The following is a 17,241-nucleotide window of genomic DNA, read 5'->3' on the forward strand; positions in this document are numbered from 1 at the left end:
GTCGGTCTTCGCGGTTCCGGGCAGCAATTGCGCGGTCCGGCGCATCGCGGTGCCGGGCAGGTAGGCGACCTGTACGCCCATGCTCCGGGCCACGGTCAGCGGCAGGGAGCCGATGGTGTTGGGCTGGTCGACGACCAGCAGCACGCGCCCGCGTCTGGAGAGCTTCTCCAGCATCGTGCGGATGGCCTTCTCGTCCTGTTTGAGTGGCTTGTCGTACAGGGTGTTGCCGTCGTGGTCGAGGGCGTGCGCGTGGTGCGCGCTCTTGCCCACGTCCAGTCCGACCCACACGTCGATGTCGTCCGGAGTCATCGTCATCCCTCCCGTCATGAAGGTTTCCGGCCGCCGTGGACCCTGCAAGAAGGTCCGGACGCCCGCGCCGCATCCACATTACGAAGAGACCTGCGCCATGCGTCCCGAAGCGTCCATACGGCCGGCCTGGTTCCTATCAGCGGTCTGCGAACGCCCCCGCTCCCGGCGACAACACCCCCCGGATCATCAATAACAGGGCAGGAAAGTCATACCGGAACCGGCGACCCGGCCCCGACCATTCGGGACCTACCAAACATAGTAATGGGTAGCCGAAGCTGAATGCATGTTTGGCGTTGTTCGTTGCGACTTCCTTCGTGACGAGAGCGTCCTAAAGCAAAATGGTCTGGTACATCAACTTTGGCATATGCTTACTGACTACCCCTCAGTCGACTTCGTCGACGGCTCCCCTGACAAGGGGAGCTGAGGAAGAGTTAATGTCGATTTTGATGTAACAGAGCCTATTGCCATACCATTTTGCCAGTAGCGTCATGCTTCCCAAGGATTGACTAGTTCGACACCAGTTCCTTCAAAATCTTTGATGTTGCGCGTAGCGAGCGTTGCCCCGTGCGATCGTGCAATCGCAGCGATCATAGCGTCTTGTACACCAATTGGACGGCCGAGTGATTCCCTGCGTGCACGTATGTCAGCATAATCAACTGCAGCATCAACATCAAATGCGAATATATGTTCCATAATCGGCATGAGTGCATAATCAATGGAAGCTGCCAATTGCGTACGGCGTTTACCTTGAGACATACGACGTATACCATTCAACAGCTCCGCCAATGTTACTGACGTCGTAGCAAGATCTGCAATCGATTGGTTGCGATACCATGCTGCTACTTGCGAATTAGGTGATGCTCGCACTGCTTCACTGATGATATTGGTGTCGAGTATGATCATGGTTACTTCCAATCAATATTTGGGCGTTCTTGATCTTCTTGGCGATCAATAATAGGTAGTTCGTTGTCGTCAAAACCTGTGACCCCTTCTTCTTCCATGAATGTGCGGATTCGATCAAAGAAGTTGTGGTGTTCAATTTCATAACGCGCAATGTGTTCTGCTGTGAATTCCTCCAGCAATGAGCGTGCTTCTGCTTCGGCAGAACGATTATGTCTGCGAGCAATCTCTTTGAACTGTTCCATGACTTCATCGTCGAGCTTGCGAATCGTGAGTGTTGCCATATGTGCCTCCTTGCTAGCATTCTGCTGTCATAGTATGCAAGCACAATGCTAGCATCTACCCGGTGACAACCGGTCAGTCCACTGTGCGTGGCAGAAAATGCTCACTGAGAGGGTGCTCAGTGAGCATTTTCTGCCACGCACAGTGGGTAGTGGCGGTTTTTGCTCGCTGAGAGGGTGCTCAGTGAGCGTTTTCTGCCACGCACTAGTAGGCACATGATCACTGCATCGCATGATCGGCTTGTCTCGTGATGAGAGAAACGAAAAGGGCCCTTCGCCGTATAGCGAAGAGCCCTTTCGTTCAGTAAGTAAGGGGTATCGGTCAGATCGATTTCGATCAGCGGCCGGTAATCTCCGAGCCGATAACCTTCTCAGACAGTGCGCGCGGGCCGCGAGTCACAGCGACCGCGCCAGAACGCACAAGTTCAATAATGCCGTAATGCTCGAGCAAGCCTAGAAGCGCGTCAATCTTACCTTCCGCACCAGTCGCTTCAATCGTCAACGACTCTGGATTCACATCGACCACGCGCACGCGGAACAAGCGAACGATCTCAAGCACATCGGAACGATTTGACTGATCGGCGGCCACCTTAATAAGCACCAGCTCACGTTCAACCGTCGTATCAGGGTCAAGATCGACGATTTTCAGCACATGCAGCAGTTTGTTGAGCTGTTTGATAATCTGCTCCAACGGCAGATCATCAACCTCAGCAGTGACTGTCACACGCGAAATATCCGGACGCTCGGTAGGGGAGACGGACAGAGAATCAATATTGAACGCACGACGTGCGAACAGACCGGCGATACGTGCTAGCACGCCAGGACGGTTCTCCACGAGCACCGACAGCGTATGACGCTTGGCACCGGGCTGGGAAGCGGGATAATTAGCCATAAACTTACTCTCCTTGAAACCTCAGAACCTCATACGCCTACGATCAGAATCCAGCGTCGCTGAGCTTGCCGAAACCGCTCGTATTGGAGCCGTTACCGTCATCGTTTGCAGCGGCATCGGCAGATGCTTGCGGACGCAACGGCTGCGTTCCCGGACGATACGTCACCTCGTCATTCGATGCACCAGCCGCAACCATCGGCCATACCATCGCGTCCTTCCACACACGGAAGTCGATGAGCACAGGGCGGTCGTTAATCGCATTCGCCTTGTCGATCGCGGCTAACGCCTCGTCTTGCGTGAACGCACGCAAACCGACGCAGCCGTATGCCTCAGCCAGTTTCACAAAGTCAGGCACATCGAAGAATTCGGGCGTACCCTCTTCCGCTTCGTTATGAGCCTGTCCATCGAGCAGGTTCGTTTGCGAATAATGCTGATCGTAGAACAGCGTTTGCCACTGGCGAACCATGCCGTACACCGAATTGTTGAGGATTGCAATCTTGACTGGCGTATGGTCAAGGAATGCGGTTGCCAGTTCCTCGCTCGTCATCTGGAACGAGCCATCGCCATCAATCAGCCACACTGGCTTCTTGCCTGCGAAATCGCGCGCGGAACCAACCGCAGCGCCGATCGCAGCTGGCAAACCGAATCCCATCGTGCCGAGACCGCCCGAGGAAATCCACGAATGTGGCTTCTTGAAATCGATAAGCTGCGCGGCCCACATCTGATGCTGACCCACGCCAGAGACCCAAATCGTTGACGGATCAGCCTTTGCTGACAGTTGCTCAACGACCCACTGCGGTTGCAATGTGCCGTCGGTCGGCTGATCTTCTGGCTGATCGTAGTGAATCGAGTACTTTTCGCGCAACGCGTTCAGTTCATCCCACCACGGTTTGAGATTTGGTCGTCCACCGATCGCCTGCGAACGCTTGATTTCCGGGATGAGATCGGTGAGTACGGTCGCCACGTCACCCACGATTGGTACGTCTGGCGTACGATTCTTGCCGATTTCAGCCGGATCGATATCGATGTGAATCACGCGTGCGCCCGGTGCGAACGCGGACAGCTTGCCGGTGACTCGGTCGTCAAATCGTGCGCCGATCGCGACCAGTAGATCGCAACGTTGCGCGGCTGCTGTCGCCGCGACGGTGCCGTGCATGCCAAGCATACCGAGGTTTTTCGGATCGTCGTCCGGCACGATGCCGCGTGCTGGCAGTGTGGTGACGATCGGTGCGCCAGTGACTGCTGCGAGCTCAGCGACTTCCTTCGACGCGTTGGAACGCGACGCGCCGCCGCCCACATACAGCAGTGGACGATATGACTGCGCAAACAGCTTCGCCGCATCTGACAGCACGCGACCGTGCGCCTTAGTAACCGGATTGTAGCCGGGCAAAATCATGCGCTGCGGCCACGAATAATACATTTCGCCAACTTGTGCGGTCTTCGTCAAATCAACCACAACTGGACCCGGACGGCCCGAACGCGCGATATAGTGCGCCTCTGCGAGCACGCGCGGAATATCCTGCGCGCGCGTAACAAGATACGAATGCTTGACCACCGGGTAAGTTGCGCCTACGATATCAGCTTCCTGGAAGGCGTCGGTGCCGATCGCGTTCACGCCAACCTGACCGGTGATCACGACCAGCGGCACTGAATCCATGTTTGCATCGGCGATTGGGGTGATCATATTCGTCGCGCCCGGTCCAGACGTAACAATGCACACGCCCACGCGACCGGTCGCAACAGCATAACCTTCAGCTGCATGGCCGGCTGCTTGCTCGTGACGAACCAGCGTGAAACGGAATTTCGTATGCTCATTAATAGCGTGATACACCGGCAAAATTGCGCCGCCGGGCAGACCGAACACATCCTGAACGCCCAAATCTTCTAACGAACGAACCAACGCCTGCGCGCCGGTCATCTTTTCGCCGTCGACGATAGTTTGCTTATCACTGTCCGCGTGCGTTTTCGGCACGCCGCTGAATGCCTGAAGAGGCGTAGGTGTCGCCATGTTCCCTCTCAAATATGGTGTGATACGGCTTGTTGACGTTCGCAGACTGTGGACATTCGCCGTTTGTGTCGACGTGTTTGATGGACGCGTTCAACGTGTGCGGCGGTCGCCTGACGCTTGTGGCGTGACGCAGTGTGCTACTGTCAAATTCTCATTGTTTCCATCCTAGTGCGGGACGATGAGATACGGCGATTCTCGCCCGCATGGTGGCTGATTATATGCATATTAATCCAGTGCTTTCCATGCTACTTCAGCGGCAGCAAGCTGCGCTTTACGCTTGCTTGGACCGGTACCGGTACCCCAGACTGTGTCTTCGTCGTCGCCAAGCAAAACTTGTGCAGTGAAAACTGGCTCATATTCTGGACCTGCGACTGACATGCGATAATGTGGGTCGCCCTTGCCAAGCTTATGCGACTTGACTTCCAGAGAGGTTTTCCAGTCCAGTGCTGGTCCTTCGGTAGCCATTTCTTTCAGCGTGTCGTCAACGAGACGATGTATCACTTCGCGCGCCCCGTCAATACCGTGTTCAATAAACGTCGCACCGATCAACGATTCAACGATGTCGCACAAAATCGAATCCTTATCAGCGCCACCTTCTTTTGCTTCGCCATGACCGAGCAGAATATAAGGACTGACATGCAGTTTTTCACGAGCGATCGCACTCAAGGCTTCCTCAGAAACAGCTTTGGCGCGAATTTTTGCGAGCTGGCCTTCGGTCATGTCAGGATGATCGAAGAACAGGGTTTCGGTGGAAACAAGTTCAAGTACTGCGTCACCGAGGAACTCAAGGCGTTCGTAATTAATCGCTCCCGGGTGCTCGTGTGAGAATGAGCGATGGGTAAGCGCCTGTACTAGCAGTTCCGGGCTGATCGTCGTGCCGAGCGCTTCGAGGAGTGGATTAGTTGGGCTCGTTGGAGCCGCAATCTGGGTATCGGTATTGTCGTGCGTGTTCGATGAAGTCATGATGTCCTCTCTATCGCGCTGCCGGGACAGCGAGACTGAAGCGGGCGTACTCGTGTTGTTGGCGCTGAACCTATAGTGAGTCGGATCCATATGAGCATATGAGTCAGCCCTATAGGGCTATAGGAACTGTTGCAGTGTTTGAGACTCCCCGCGTGACAGAAAATGCTCACTGAGCAGATCTCAGTGAGCATTTTCTGCCACGCGTGTTGGGTAGTGGCGGTTTTTGCTTGCTGACGGTGTGCTCAGTGAGTGTTTTCTGCCACGCACCAACACCACACCCTCGCCCGTATCGCCCGTATCACCAGCATGGAGGAAGAGAATAACCCCCCGATATGAAAAAGCCCTGCCACCCGTCGATGGCAGGGCTTTTCACGCATTTAACGCACGCGGATCACTTGGTGTAAGCGGAGCGGATGGCCTCGCGGTAGGTGCGGCCGCGGAAGTTACCGCAGCTCGGGCAAGCCATGTGCGGCAGCGCCGGAGCGCCGCAGTTCGGGCAGGTGACGGTCTGCACAGCAGACGCCTTCCAATTCGCGCGACGCGAGTGAGTGTTAGCGCGCGAGGTCTTGTACTTAGGCAGTGCCATTTGTATTCCTCTATTTCGTTCGAACGATTGAGCTTAAGCGTTCGGTAGTTTAGCGCAACGCCCGTACAAAGTCCAGTCGTGCCCGGCCGTGCCCAGTCAGCGCCTACTCTTGTGCCTCAAGTTGTGCCTTGAGTGCTGCCAGCGAAGCAAAGCGAGTATCAACCACATCGTGATGATGATCGGGATCTTCGTTCAGATCAGCACCGCACTGCGAGCATAATCCGAGACAATCAGGCTTACATAATGGCTGCAACGGCAGTGCTTCAACAAGCGTGTCGCGAATCAATGCCTCAAGATCAGCAAATGAGCCATTGTCGAGCAGTGGATAGGTATCCTCAGACTCATCTTCGCCGGCAATAATATCGACTTCACCGCGCGAATCGTGCGAATCACGTGAACCGTGCCGACCGCTCTTGCCTGAATCCGCAGACGGATAAGGGAAAAACGCGGTTGCGTCCACGCTCCAATCGCGTGTAATTGGCTTAAGGCAACGTGTGCACTCGGCATGCACTGGCGCGTTAATGTGCGCAGTGAAAATCAGTCCGTCAACAATCGAGTCGAACGAACCAGTCACATGGACGTCGGCACCTTCCTCAACGCCGATCACATTGTCGCCAATGCCTTCGGGAGCAGGGAATACGGCGTCAATCGTTTTACTTTGTCCGGCGCGCGACGCAACTTGCGCAACAGACACGGCCCACTGGGAATCTTCAGGACGAGGCATAATATCAGCTTTCCGGATAATCGTTGGTATCAAGATGGGGGAGTTGTTCGCCGGCGGCGCGCTGACGTTCATACAGCACGTTGAGACCAGCTTGCACGTCACGATCGAGCTTGCCAAGTTGCGCTTGCAATCCTTCCATCACGGTGGTGCAGTATTGATCGGCGCCTTGCGTCAATCGATCAGATTTAGCTTGTGCTTGATCGAGAATTGTGCGCGCTTTCTGTCGGGCGATCTCCGTGACGTTTTCCTGACCGGCGAGGAACTGTGCTTGATCGTTCGCATCCTTGATCATATCAGCTGCGCGGCTTTGTGCCGACGCGACGATCGCGTTCGCTTGCGTTTGCGCGGATTCAAGCCGCCGTTCAGCCTCACGCATTAACGCCGACGCGCGTTCGAGCTGAACTGGCAGCATTTTTTTCAGTTCGTCAAGTCGACCGCCGAATTCGTCGCGATCGACCTTCACTAGGCCGGGGGTGAAAATACTGCCTTTGGCTTCCCCAAGTAGGGCTTCCATCTGATCGATGATGTCGTATACGGTGGTGAACTCGTCTCGAGACTGTGCGTCTGGCGATGAGTAATCGTCGTTATTGTTAGTTTCGCGCAGATCGGGGAGCGAATCCATAGTAAACGTATGTCGCGGAGCTGGTTTGTCGGCTGGTAGCACAGTTTGATGCGGCTGAGTGGCGCCGAGATCCGGTACGTTGACGTTCGCAGGAGTACCGTTTGCGGCAGTAGTATTGCCAGCATTGCCCGGATTATCTGTCACGTTTGGTATGCCTGTGCTTGCGGAAGCACTCGGTGCACTAGTATCTGCGACGGTCGCCTGATAGGAGGTTTCTACCGGCACCGTAGCATCCGAGCCAGTTGATACGGGTGCCGCGCTCTCCCCGGTATCGTCATTTGTTCGACTGAAATCTTCAGTCATGATGATCATTCCTTTCTTCGCGGACCGTCCTACCGTGCGCTCTCTGACTGGAGTGCCTCGACGAGCATCGGCACTACGCAATCCGGTACCATGCCAGTCACGTCGCCGCCGTGACGTGCGACGTCTTTGACGATCGAACTCGAAATATGTTCGAGAATCGGATCAGCTGGCAAAAACAGTGTTTCGATACCGGCAAGTTTGCGATTGACTAACGCCATACCGAGCTCGGCTTCGTAGTCGCCGTTTTGCCGCAATCCTTTGACAATCACTGTCGCGCCGACCTGACGGCAGTAGTCAGTAATGAGCCCCTCAGTTGACGCGACCTTGATGTTATCGTAACCATCCTTGACGAGAGCACGACGAATAACATCAACGCGCGTAGCCTCCGAGAACATCGGTGTTTTCGCGGCGTTCACCGCCACCACCACATGCACTTCGTCAAAGAAGCGCGCGCACCGTTCAATAACATCCAAATGGCCGGCGGTTACGGGGTCGTACGATCCTGGACACACTGCGATAGTCATACGGTACAGCCTACCGCGTTGCGGCGAAGTCGTGCGAGCGTGTTCGCTAGTGTTGCGTTTGTGTTGTGTTGGGTTGCAGTGCGCGTTATCAGTTGGTGTTGCTCTGGTCGTGGCGTAAGTGATGCCCGACAGGGCTGTGGCTTATGATAGGGACGTTACTGTACGTGGTAGAGGAGTGATGTCGATGATGATGACTGATGATGCGATGCATGCGATGCGTGATTTAGCCGACCCGGTTTCGCCGTTGTCTACGCCGGATTCGGGTACGGGAACGGCGGTGCTTGAGCGGCCAGAGATTAAGGAGCAGGTAAATCGTGACGATGATGGCGACGCGGATCGTTACGCGCACTATGTGTCGAAGGAACGCATCGCTGAATCGCGTATAACTGGTAGGCCTGTAGTCGCACTGTGCGGCAAAGTATGGGTACCGAAGCATGACCCGTCCAAGTATCCGGTCTGCCCCGACTGCAAGCGCATCTACGACGAAATGATGAAGTAATAGGGCATCGGCCGTTGCACGTTGGTTGCGCGCTGCGCGTTGCACAGTGCGCTGCACGCTGCGTGGCAGAAATCTCTCACTGACGAGCCGTCAGTGAGAGATTTCTGCCACTAGCTAGTTGTCAGGGCAGCACCGCGAAGCGGTCGTTATCTCGGCTCCCCTTGCCAGGGGAGCTGTCGAGCGAAGCGAGACTGAGGGGTAGTTACACCCTTGAACGTTCCGAAGGCGTGACTACCCCTCAGGCCGCTTCGCGGCCAGCTCCCCTAGCAAGGGGAGCCGAGATAAAAGGCTGCGGTCACAAGACCATAGTCTCAGTAGCTGAGCCGTTAAGTGGACAGTCCTGTGGACTGTCCGTAGGCTAAGTGAGTGGCCGCGGTAGCGAGCCGCGAAGGATTCCTACTGAGACTACGGTTCAGAGAACCGTAGTCTCAGTAGGAATCACTGGCTCGCCTTTCATCAGTGACTGCGCGGTAATCGGTAGTTCAGCCAGCGCGCGAGCACGGTATTCGTGCGCGGCCATAATCGCATCGTGACCCTGATACTGTGCGTCAATCTCGCCATGATCAACGTATGTAACCAGCAGATCTTTCCAACCATCTTGCGGCTCGTAGGCAGCTAACTGGTCTTCTGAACCGGAAATCACATGCTCGCAGTCGGCGAGATTGTACTCGTACGAACGATATGCGAGCTTGCGTCCCGGAATCGACGCCTTGTCCTTCGACTTTTTCGCGACCGGCTGCATCACGCCATCCGCATTCTCACGTTCGGTGAGTTTGTATACCATCGCACACGTCGGCGCACCAGAACCAGTCACCAACATCGTGCCTACGCCGTACGAATCCACTGGAGCGGTTTGCAACGCAGCCAGCGCGTATTCGTCCAAATCATTCGTCACGGTGATCTTCGTATTCGTCGCACCCAACGCATCCAACTGATTGCGCACGCGCTGAGCCAGCGAGGCGAGATCGCCTGAGTCAATACGAATACCGCCAAGCTCAGGACCAGCCACTTCGACAGCAGTTTTCACTGCTTCCTCAATGTTGTACGTGTCAACCAGCAGCGTCGTGTTCTTGCCGAGCGCGGCGATCTGCGAGGCGAACGCATCGCGCTCACAATCATGCACGAGCGTAAAACAGTGCGCAGCCGTACCAATCGCTTTCAGCCCGTACATTTGCGCGGCTAGCAGGTTCGCAGTCCCCTTGAATCCGCCAATCACCGCAGCGCGCGCGGCAGCCACAGCTGCCCACTCGTTCGTGCGTCGACCGCCCATATCCATGCACGGCCGGTCCTTCGCGGCCGACACCATGCGCGACGCGGCCGATGCAACCGCAGAATCATAGTTGAGCATCGACAACACGAGCGTTTCCAGCAGCGTGCACTCGCCGAACGTGCCCTCGACCTGCAGAATCGGCGAGTTCGGGAAGAACATTTCGCCTTCACGATACCCTTTTATCGAGCCGGAAAAATGGTAGTTTTCGAGCCACTTGAGGGTCTGCGAGCTCACCACCTTGCGGTCAGCGAGGAATCGCAGATCGTCGTCATCGAGGTGGAAATGCTCGAGTGCGTCGAGAATACGACCGATGCCGGCCACCACGCCGTAACGACGTCCCTCAGGCAGATGACGTGTGTAGACTTCAAACACGCATTTGCGGTTTGCGGTGCCGTCGCGCAGTGTGGCGTCGAGCATCGTGTATTCGTACATGTCGGTCATCAAGGCCGGTGAGTAGTCCATAGAATCTCCCTCGTTTCGGTTGCGATCTAGCGTACTCGATCGGGTGGCTAACTCGAACGTGCGTTTGCGTTGTTGCTGAGCCGACGACCTTGCTGCCGAGCCGGCGACGCTGCTGCAGATCCTGCAACCTCACTATTGCCGAGCCGGCGACCTTACGCATGGGTAAGACGCGCGTAGACTGGACTGTATGCGATTCATTGCGGGACTGTGGCGGTTGGCGATCGCCGGACTGTGTTTTCTCGGCACATACGAGGCATGGCAGCGGCCCGAATTATGGGTGTATTTCACGTTCCAAACCGGTGCTGTGCTTGGCTTTACGATGTTATGGGCGGGTGCGGCAAGCCTTCTTAAAGGCATTCAGCCGCCTGCATGGCTGAAAGGCGCGGTGACGTTATACGCATTGATTACTGCGATCGTGGCGTTTCTGCTCATGCCGCCCGATGACCCGAATTATGTGCCGCAAATACTCGGCATTATGACAAATACGATGCTGCATCGCATCACGCCGATTATGGCGGTTGTTGATTTTATTCTGTGCGATCCGCATCGTCGGTTCCGCTGGCAGTACACGTTCAGCTGGCTGATCTATTTGCCGATCTGGCTTGCGTTTATTGTGATTCGCGCGTTGATCTGGCCTCACTCAGGTCCTGCGGCCGGCGGCAACCCGTATCCGTATACGTTTATTGACGCGAACGCACTCGGTTGGACACAATTTGGTATTAACTGTGCGGAACTTGCGGCTGGATGTTTTATTCTCGCGCTGATTTTGTTCATTATTGATCGCATCGAACCGGAGACGCCGTTGCTCGGCTGATGTTCACTGACTGTTCCGTGACCGGCTGGTGATAGGTTGGCAGCATGGCTCAGAACAACGATTTGCTTGATAACACTCGTAACGATAACGCTACTGCGAATACTGCAGAGGCTGTAGATGCAGCGAACACTGCGAACACTGCGAACACTGCAAACACTGTGGTGCGCGCCGATGGTCGCGCGGTCGACCAGCTGCGTCCGGTACGCATTACTCGTCATTTCACCGACGTTCCGGAAGGTTCGGTACTCATCGAATGCGGCAACACGCGCGTCATGTGCACGGCTACGTTCACTCCTGGCGTACCGAAGTGGCGTCAGAATTCCGGTCTTGGCTGGGTGACCGCAGAATATTCGATGTTGCCGCGCGCCACGGCTGAGCGTACCGATCGCGAGTCAGTTAAAGGTAAAATCGGCGGTCGTACGCATGAGATTAGCCGACTGATTGGCCGCTGCCTGCGCGGCGTAGTTGATATGGCTGCGCTCGGTGACAACATGGTCCAGATTGACTGCGATGTACTGCAAGCTGACGGTGGTACGCGAACCGCGTCGATTACGGGCGCGTATGTGGCGCTCGTCGATGCAATGCACTGGGCGGAACGTAACGGACACATCGAGTCAGCTGACCGTGTGCTCAAGGACGTTGTGTCGGCTGTATCGGTTGGTGTAATTGACGGCACACCGATGCTGGATTTGCCGTATCCAGAAGACAGTCGCGCGATGACTGATATGAACGTCGCGATGACCGGATCTGGTACGTTTATTGAGATTCAAGGCACCGCTGAGCATCGTCCGTTCAACCGTGCGGAGTTGAACACGTTACTTGATTTGGCTGAAAAAGGTAATCGTGAGCTGCAAGCTGCGCAACGTGCGGCACTCGCGCTTGACTGAAGCTCGGCTTGACTCGATTGGACTGTCTGGCTGATCATCTTGCTGATCTGTTCTGACTGATGTCTGACTGACGGAGGAAAACATCCATGAAACTCATCGTCGCCACGCATAACGAGGGTAAACTCGTTGAAATTCGCCGTATTCTCGAATCCGGCCTCGGTCAGGATGCGGCTCGTATTGAGCTCATCTCAGCTGGCAGTCTTCACCTGCCTGACCCGGTCGAAACTGGCGTTACATTCCAAGAGAACGCGCTACTCAAAGCGCGCGATGTGGCTGAACGTACCGGCTGGCCAGCTATCGCTGACGATTCGGGACTGATCGTCGACGTGATGGGCAACGCGCCCGGTATTCTGTCCGCGCGGTGGGCCGGTCATCACGGCGATGACGCGGCCAATAATGCGCTGCTACTCGCGCAAATCGCTGATATTCCGGACGATAAGCGCACGGCTCGATTCCGTTGCGCAGCGGCACTGGTTGTACCTGAAGTCCCTGAAGTCAACGAACTGCATCCGATCGTTACCGATGATCAGCCGGGCCGTCGTTACGCGATCGTGAGTGAGACAGTCAAAATCGGTGAGATGCCGGGCATGATTATTCGCGAAGCTCGCGGAACGAACGGATTCGGTTACGATCCGCTATTTGTGCCCGATGATCAGCCGGGCCGCGCATTGACTGACGGTATCGACGGTCGACTAACGAGCGCCGAACTTACCTCAGCGGAAAAGAACGCGATTTCTCATCGTGGCAAGGCTCTGCGCGCGATCGTACCCGCGATCGAACGGCTCGTGCGCTGAGCTTGTGATACTTGGGTTACGCTGACTGATAGCACTGCGAGAGACTGCGTTTTCGGTGCTATCATCAGCTCGGCATACTCGGCATGTTATGTGCGTACGCGAATACATAAGGATGGTTGCAAATTCATGCGTTCATTTACTCTGGTCACTCTTTCCCCGGATGAATTTGATGCGTTTTCTGCTGCGCATCCGCAAGGTAATTTCCAGCAGACTTCTGCAATGGGACGGTTACGTGCCGGTTCGGGAACTGAAGTCGAGTATGTAGGCGTGCGAGAGGCGAATACTCTCGTTGCTGCCGCGCTTTTCGAGACGCATCGCTCACGCCTGTCCACGTTCGCGTCCATTCATGATGGTCCGCTTGTGGACTTTCACGATAGCGAACTGGTGACATTCTTTATGACGCAGTTGCGCGCTCATGCTAAGGCTAAGGGCGCAGCACAGCTTGATATCACGCCGGAATGTCCGTATCGATTGCGCGATACGAATGGTCAACCTTTACCGGATGATCAGGGTGGAGCGTGTGATGATCAGACTATTGCTGCGTTGCAGAACTTGGGATTCATTCACGCTGGTTTTACCATCGGCTATACCGCTGTATCACGTTGGCGTTATCTCAAGGATATAACTGGCATTACTGACGAACGCGCGCTGCTCGCTTCGTATGATAAGCGGACTCAGTGGAGTGTTAAGCGTGCGGCTTCAATGGGCGTACGCGTTCGTGAATTAGCTGATAATGAGCTCGGTGTGTTCGCGACTATTGAACAGCAAACTGCGCAGCGTCGTAATTTCGAATATCGTGGTGAAGCGTATTTCCGCCAGTTTAAGGCTGCGTTCGGCGATGCAGCGCACTTTATGGTTGCGGAGATTCATGTCGATGAATATGTAGCAAGTATGCAGTCCAAACGCGATGCTCTGCAGTCCAAAGTTGAGCAACTCCAAGCAAAATATGAGGCGCGTCCAACGACGAAGACAGAACGTCAGCTGGGGGAGGAGTCTCGTAATTTAGCTGCTGCAAACAAACGTCTTGCTGAGGCTGACGCATTGCGCGCGAAGGGTGAAGTGCTGTCGGCTGCTGCCTCGCTGTTCGTGGAGCATCCTCGCGAGGTCGTGTATCTGTTTTCTGGCAGTGTTGAGGAATATAAGCCGTTCTACGCGTCGGCGTTGATTCAACACTGGGCGATGTTGCATTTGTGCCTTGAACGTGGCGTGACCCGGTACAACTTCTACGGCATTTCCGGTGTGTTCGACGATCCCAATGATGAGGGTCGTGGTGTGCTTGAGTTCAAACAAGGCTTTAACGGATATGTCGAGGAACTACTGGGAGAGTTTACGCTACCGGTTCGCCCGATGCTGTACCAGCTCAAGGAATTTGCACATCAACTCCTGAAACGATAGATTGTACAATCGCGAAGAACACGAAGAACAGGTAGCAGGGATAATCATGGTTACGAGCGATAACAGAACTGCGCAATATACTCCGATCACAGCGGAACAAATGGATGAGTTCTGCATGCGCTACTCGAACGGTAACTTCCAGCAAACGAGCAATATGGGCGCATTGGTACATGCTCGTGGATATGCAGTTGATTATGTTGGCGTTCGTAGAGGGGGGGGGATTGTAGCGGCTGCTGAGATTGTGTATACCGCTGGCGTTTTTGGCTTAGAGGGTTCGATCTGGATTGGCCCATTGTGTGATCCGCATGATTCACAAGCACTAACAGCGCTAACTGAGGGTATTCGTCGTTCAGCGCGCGCACATAAAGCAATCAGTGTAACGGCTTGGCCCGGTGATATGTATTTGCGACATACATCCAATGGTGAGCCGGATGGTGATCCTGATACTGACTTAATGACGAACTATATGCAGCTTGGTTGGCAGCATGCTGGATTTACTCGCGGCTATGGTTCAGTGGTGAATCGTTGGACGTATGTGAAAGATTTGACTGGTCTTGCTGACGAACGCGCGTTGCTCGCTTCGTATGATAAGCGGACTCAGTGGAGTGTTAAGCGTGCAGCTTCTATGGGTGTTCATGTGCGTGAGCTAGCTGATAGCGAGCTTAATGTGTTTGCGGATATTGAACGGCAGACTGCGCAACGGCGTAGTTTCGCGTCACGCGATGAGACGTATTTTCGCCAGTTCAAGGATGCATTCGGGAACAAAGCGCATTTTATGGTCGCTGAAATTCATATTGCGGAATACGTTGCTGATATGCGCAGTAAGCGTGAAGCGCTACAAACCAAGGTAAACCAATTACAAGCTAAGTATGACGAGCATCCGACGACGAAAACTGAACGACAGTTAGGGGAGGAATCCCGTAATCTTGCTGCCGCTGATAAGCGCCTTGCTGAAGCTGCACAATTCGCTCAGCACGGTGATATATTACCTGCTGCAGTGTCATTGTTTGTGGATCATCCTCAAGAATTCGTATACCTGTTCTCTGGCAGTGTGGAAGAGTATAAGCCGTTTTATGCGTCGGCGTTGATTCAGCACTGGGCAATGACCTACTGCTTAGAACATGGCATCACACGGTATAACTTCTACGGTATTTCTGGTGTGTTCGATGACCCCAATGATGAAGGTCGTGGTGTGCTTGAGTTCAAGCAGGGTTTTAACGGTTATGTTGAAGAATTGCCGGGTGAGTTTACGCTACCGGTTCGCCCGGTGCTGTACCGGCTCAAGGGCCTCGCGCACCGACTGTTGAAACGATAAATACGGTGCAAACAGGCCGTAAGTGAGCATTATCGCGATAATCGTGCTGACTTACGGCCTTTTCGCGCCTATGAAACGGCCGTAAGTCAGCAGTAATGTAGCGATAGTGCTGACTTACGGCCTTTTTACGCCTGTAGAACGGCCGTAAGTCAGCAGTAATGTGCTGATAGTGCGTACTTACGGCCTGTTGTGGGTGCGGTCGGTTCAATCAGGCTGGCAGCAGGAAGTTCACGCCAGTCATCAAGCAGATGGCGATAATCGCAGATGTGGCAAGCGTGAATCCGGCGAGTTTTGCGTTGCCAAGTACTTTGTCAGTGAACAGTGTTGAGAACACGGCAGTCGGCGCCAGCGTAAGCATTACAGCCGCCTTGCGTACTTCGGCATCAAACGGCAATACGAACCATGCAAAACATGCAAACAGTATGCTTAAGGGCAGTCGCCAGCCGAGCACACGCGCCACGTCTTTCACATCCTTAGCACTGTGCGGCAAATCCATCAGCATACCCACCATGAACACTGAGCAGAACGAGTTCGCATCGGCAACAGGCTGCAGCAATGTTGGCACCACAGCAGGAATCTTCACGTCGAACAGCATGACCACGATCATGAGCATGTAAATATCGAACGGAATTGACGTCACAAAACCGCGCACAATTGAACGTAACTTAGCGCGGCGAGCAATACGACGTGCGTCAGGGTCCGTCGGCTTTTCATATGGCAATGTTGGCGCATTGCCAGCGTGCTGCTCCGTGAGCGGCTTACTCATATCGATATGCAACATCGACGTGGTCATCACGTTCGTGCCAGCGGTGACCATAATCGAGTTACCAACGTCGAACATAGCTGCAGTAATAAGTGCAGACGGTCCCATGAACGCTTGCAATACTGGGAAACAGAAGTTGCCAACGTTGAATCCAGACGCGTTGAGCATAAGAAACGCGCGGTCGGCGACCGGCTTGTGTCGTGTGGCGAGATACGCGAGAGGGAGCGGCAGGAACGCGCACACGAAGCCGAACACCGAGATCAGCAGCATACTGATGTGATGCGGATTCGTAGCGAACGAGACGATAACAGACGCAGGCAACGTGAAGTTGAAGACGACGACTTGCATCACGCGATAGTCGCGCGGCTTGAACAGTCCTGCACGTTTGACCATGTAGGCTGCGGCGATGATCAGCAGGAATGCAATTGGTTTGAGGATGGCGGACACGGTTTCGGCTCCTCTTCTCCCGAGCCGAAACTCATGCAACCCATGTGTACCATGCTGATCGCATGCAGAATGACAAGGGGTGCGCGAGATGGGACTCGAACCCACACGTCAAAGACACAGGAACCTAAATCCTGCGCGTCTACCAATTCCGCCACACGCGCGTCACCAAGCTAGTAGTGAACTCATTCATTTCTAGCAAAAACCCCGAACGGTTGAGTTCGGGGTGGTGGAGCCACTTGACAGAATCGAACTGTCGACCTGCTCATTACGAGTGAGCCGCTCTACCGACTGAGCTAAAGTGGCTTGTTGCCCGGATCGCATTCGCTTTCCGCGCACAAGTAGATGAGTGTACCGGATGATGAAGACCGTGGCAAATTGCGTCGTGTCTCGGCATGTCGGGCTCACTGATGCGGGTGCGACGTGATTGAATCGCGATAAGCTGAAGGCAGGGTGCGGGCGAGTGTCCACCAGCTGAGCGGTTCG

At 54.7% G+C, this 17,241-nt stretch carries 18 protein-coding genes and 2 tRNA genes; 6 read left to right on the forward strand and 14 right to left on the reverse strand.

Features of this window, described 5'->3' with window-relative positions:
• The 10 genes from BHAP_RS02590 to coaD all read right to left on the reverse strand — a co-directional run.
• Positions 1 to 309 (reverse strand): IS110 family transposase (locus BHAP_RS02590; RefSeq protein ID WP_143248716.1); only part of this gene is annotated, 309 nt, incomplete at its 3' end.
• A 486-nt stretch (positions 310 to 795) separates the two neighbouring features.
• Positions 796 to 1,212 (reverse strand): type II toxin-antitoxin system VapC family toxin, encoded by a 417-nt coding sequence (locus tag BHAP_RS02595; protein ID WP_094729257.1) that lies wholly within the window; start codon positions 1,210 to 1,212, stop codon positions 796 to 798.
• 2 nt (positions 1,213 to 1,214) lie between these two features.
• A complete protein-coding gene (locus BHAP_RS02600) occupies positions 1,215 to 1,493 on the reverse strand; it encodes a FitA-like ribbon-helix-helix domain-containing protein (protein ID WP_094729258.1) in 279 nt (92 codons plus the stop codon).
• A gap of 334 nt (positions 1,494 to 1,827) precedes the next feature.
• Positions 1,828 to 2,382, reverse strand: coding sequence for an acetolactate synthase small subunit (ilvN, locus tag BHAP_RS02605; RefSeq protein WP_094729259.1), 555 nt, complete (start codon positions 2,380 to 2,382; stop codon positions 1,828 to 1,830).
• A 43-nt stretch (positions 2,383 to 2,425) separates the two neighbouring features.
• On the reverse strand, positions 2,426 to 4,390 hold the full coding sequence (locus BHAP_RS02610) for an acetolactate synthase large subunit (RefSeq protein ID WP_094729260.1): 1,965 nt from the start codon (positions 4,388 to 4,390) through the stop codon (positions 2,426 to 2,428).
• 225 nt (positions 4,391 to 4,615) lie between these two features.
• Positions 4,616 to 5,353: a ribonuclease III gene (gene rnc, locus BHAP_RS02615; protein ID WP_094729261.1), complete on the reverse strand. Its 738-nt coding sequence runs from the start codon at positions 5,351 to 5,353 to the stop codon at positions 4,616 to 4,618.
• 391 nt (positions 5,354 to 5,744) lie between these two features.
• A complete protein-coding gene (gene rpmF / locus BHAP_RS02620; protein WP_094729262.1) occupies positions 5,745 to 5,939 on the reverse strand; it encodes a 50S ribosomal protein L32 in 195 nt (64 codons plus the stop codon).
• Positions 5,940 to 6,042: 103 nt separating this feature from the next.
• Complete coding sequence (locus tag BHAP_RS02625; protein WP_094729263.1) at positions 6,043 to 6,663, reverse strand: YceD family protein; 621 nt, start codon at positions 6,661 to 6,663, stop codon at positions 6,043 to 6,045.
• 4 nt (positions 6,664 to 6,667) lie between these two features.
• Positions 6,668 to 7,588 carry an ATP synthase subunit B family protein gene (locus tag BHAP_RS02630; RefSeq protein WP_338024679.1) on the reverse strand — a complete coding sequence of 307 codons (921 nt, stop codon included), beginning with the start codon at positions 7,586 to 7,588 and terminating at the stop codon, positions 6,668 to 6,670.
• Positions 7,589 to 7,617: 29 nt separating this feature from the next.
• Positions 7,618 to 8,112 carry a pantetheine-phosphate adenylyltransferase gene (gene coaD / locus BHAP_RS02635; protein WP_094729264.1) on the reverse strand — a complete coding sequence of 165 codons (495 nt, stop codon included), beginning with the start codon at positions 8,110 to 8,112 and terminating at the stop codon, positions 7,618 to 7,620.
• Between the two features lie 190 nt (positions 8,113 to 8,302).
• Between coaD and BHAP_RS02640 the strand changes: the two genes are divergently transcribed.
• Positions 8,303 to 8,611 carry a DUF3039 domain-containing protein gene (locus BHAP_RS02640; protein ID WP_244569270.1) on the forward strand — a complete coding sequence of 103 codons (309 nt, stop codon included), beginning with the start codon at positions 8,303 to 8,305 and terminating at the stop codon, positions 8,609 to 8,611.
• A 412-nt stretch (positions 8,612 to 9,023) separates the two neighbouring features.
• Here BHAP_RS02640 and BHAP_RS02645 read toward each other — a convergent pair whose 3' ends face one another.
• On the reverse strand, positions 9,024 to 10,343 hold the full coding sequence (locus tag BHAP_RS02645) for a nicotinate phosphoribosyltransferase (protein ID WP_094729266.1): 1,320 nt from the start codon (positions 10,341 to 10,343) through the stop codon (positions 9,024 to 9,026).
• A 187-nt stretch (positions 10,344 to 10,530) separates the two neighbouring features.
• Here BHAP_RS02645 and BHAP_RS02650 point away from each other — a divergent pair, with 187 nt between their 5' ends.
• The 5 genes from BHAP_RS02650 (at position 10,531) to BHAP_RS02670 (ending at position 15,548) form a co-directional block, all read left to right on the forward strand.
• Entirely contained in the window at positions 10,531 to 11,157 is a 627-nt protein-coding gene (locus tag BHAP_RS02650) for a Pr6Pr family membrane protein (protein WP_094729267.1), read from the forward strand.
• Between the two features lie 44 nt (positions 11,158 to 11,201).
• Entirely contained in the window at positions 11,202 to 12,044 is an 843-nt protein-coding gene (gene rph, locus BHAP_RS02655) for a ribonuclease PH (RefSeq protein ID WP_094729268.1), read from the forward strand.
• Between the two features lie 86 nt (positions 12,045 to 12,130).
• The gene (locus BHAP_RS02660) at positions 12,131 to 12,838 is read left to right on the forward strand and encodes a non-canonical purine NTP pyrophosphatase (RefSeq protein WP_094729269.1); all 708 of its coding nucleotides are present in this window, start codon (positions 12,131 to 12,133) and stop codon (positions 12,836 to 12,838) included.
• Between the two features lie 126 nt (positions 12,839 to 12,964).
• The gene (locus BHAP_RS02665) at positions 12,965 to 14,233 is read left to right on the forward strand and encodes an aminoacyltransferase (RefSeq protein ID WP_094729270.1); all 1,269 of its coding nucleotides are present in this window, start codon (positions 12,965 to 12,967) and stop codon (positions 14,231 to 14,233) included.
• 46 nt (positions 14,234 to 14,279) lie between these two features.
• Positions 14,280 to 15,548, forward strand: coding sequence for an aminoacyltransferase (locus tag BHAP_RS02670; RefSeq protein ID WP_094729282.1), 1,269 nt, complete (start codon positions 14,280 to 14,282; stop codon positions 15,546 to 15,548).
• 208 nt (positions 15,549 to 15,756) lie between these two features.
• Here BHAP_RS02670 and BHAP_RS02675 read toward each other — a convergent pair whose 3' ends face one another.
• The 3 genes from BHAP_RS02675 to BHAP_RS02685 all read right to left on the reverse strand — a co-directional run bounded on the left by BHAP_RS02675 (position 15,757) and on the right by BHAP_RS02685 (position 17,061).
• Complete coding sequence (locus tag BHAP_RS02675; RefSeq protein WP_094729271.1) at positions 15,757 to 16,758, reverse strand: AEC family transporter; 1,002 nt, start codon at positions 16,756 to 16,758, stop codon at positions 15,757 to 15,759.
• 80 nt (positions 16,759 to 16,838) lie between these two features.
• Positions 16,839 to 16,919 (reverse strand) — tRNA-Leu (locus tag BHAP_RS02680).
• A 66-nt stretch (positions 16,920 to 16,985) separates the two neighbouring features.
• Positions 16,986 to 17,061: transfer RNA gene (locus BHAP_RS02685), tRNA-Thr, on the reverse strand.
• Positions 17,062 to 17,241: the final 180 nt, after the last annotated feature.

Source organism: Bifidobacterium hapali, from assembly GCF_002259755.1.
Taxonomy (GTDB): domain Bacteria; phylum Actinomycetota; class Actinomycetes; order Actinomycetales; family Bifidobacteriaceae; genus Bifidobacterium; species Bifidobacterium hapali.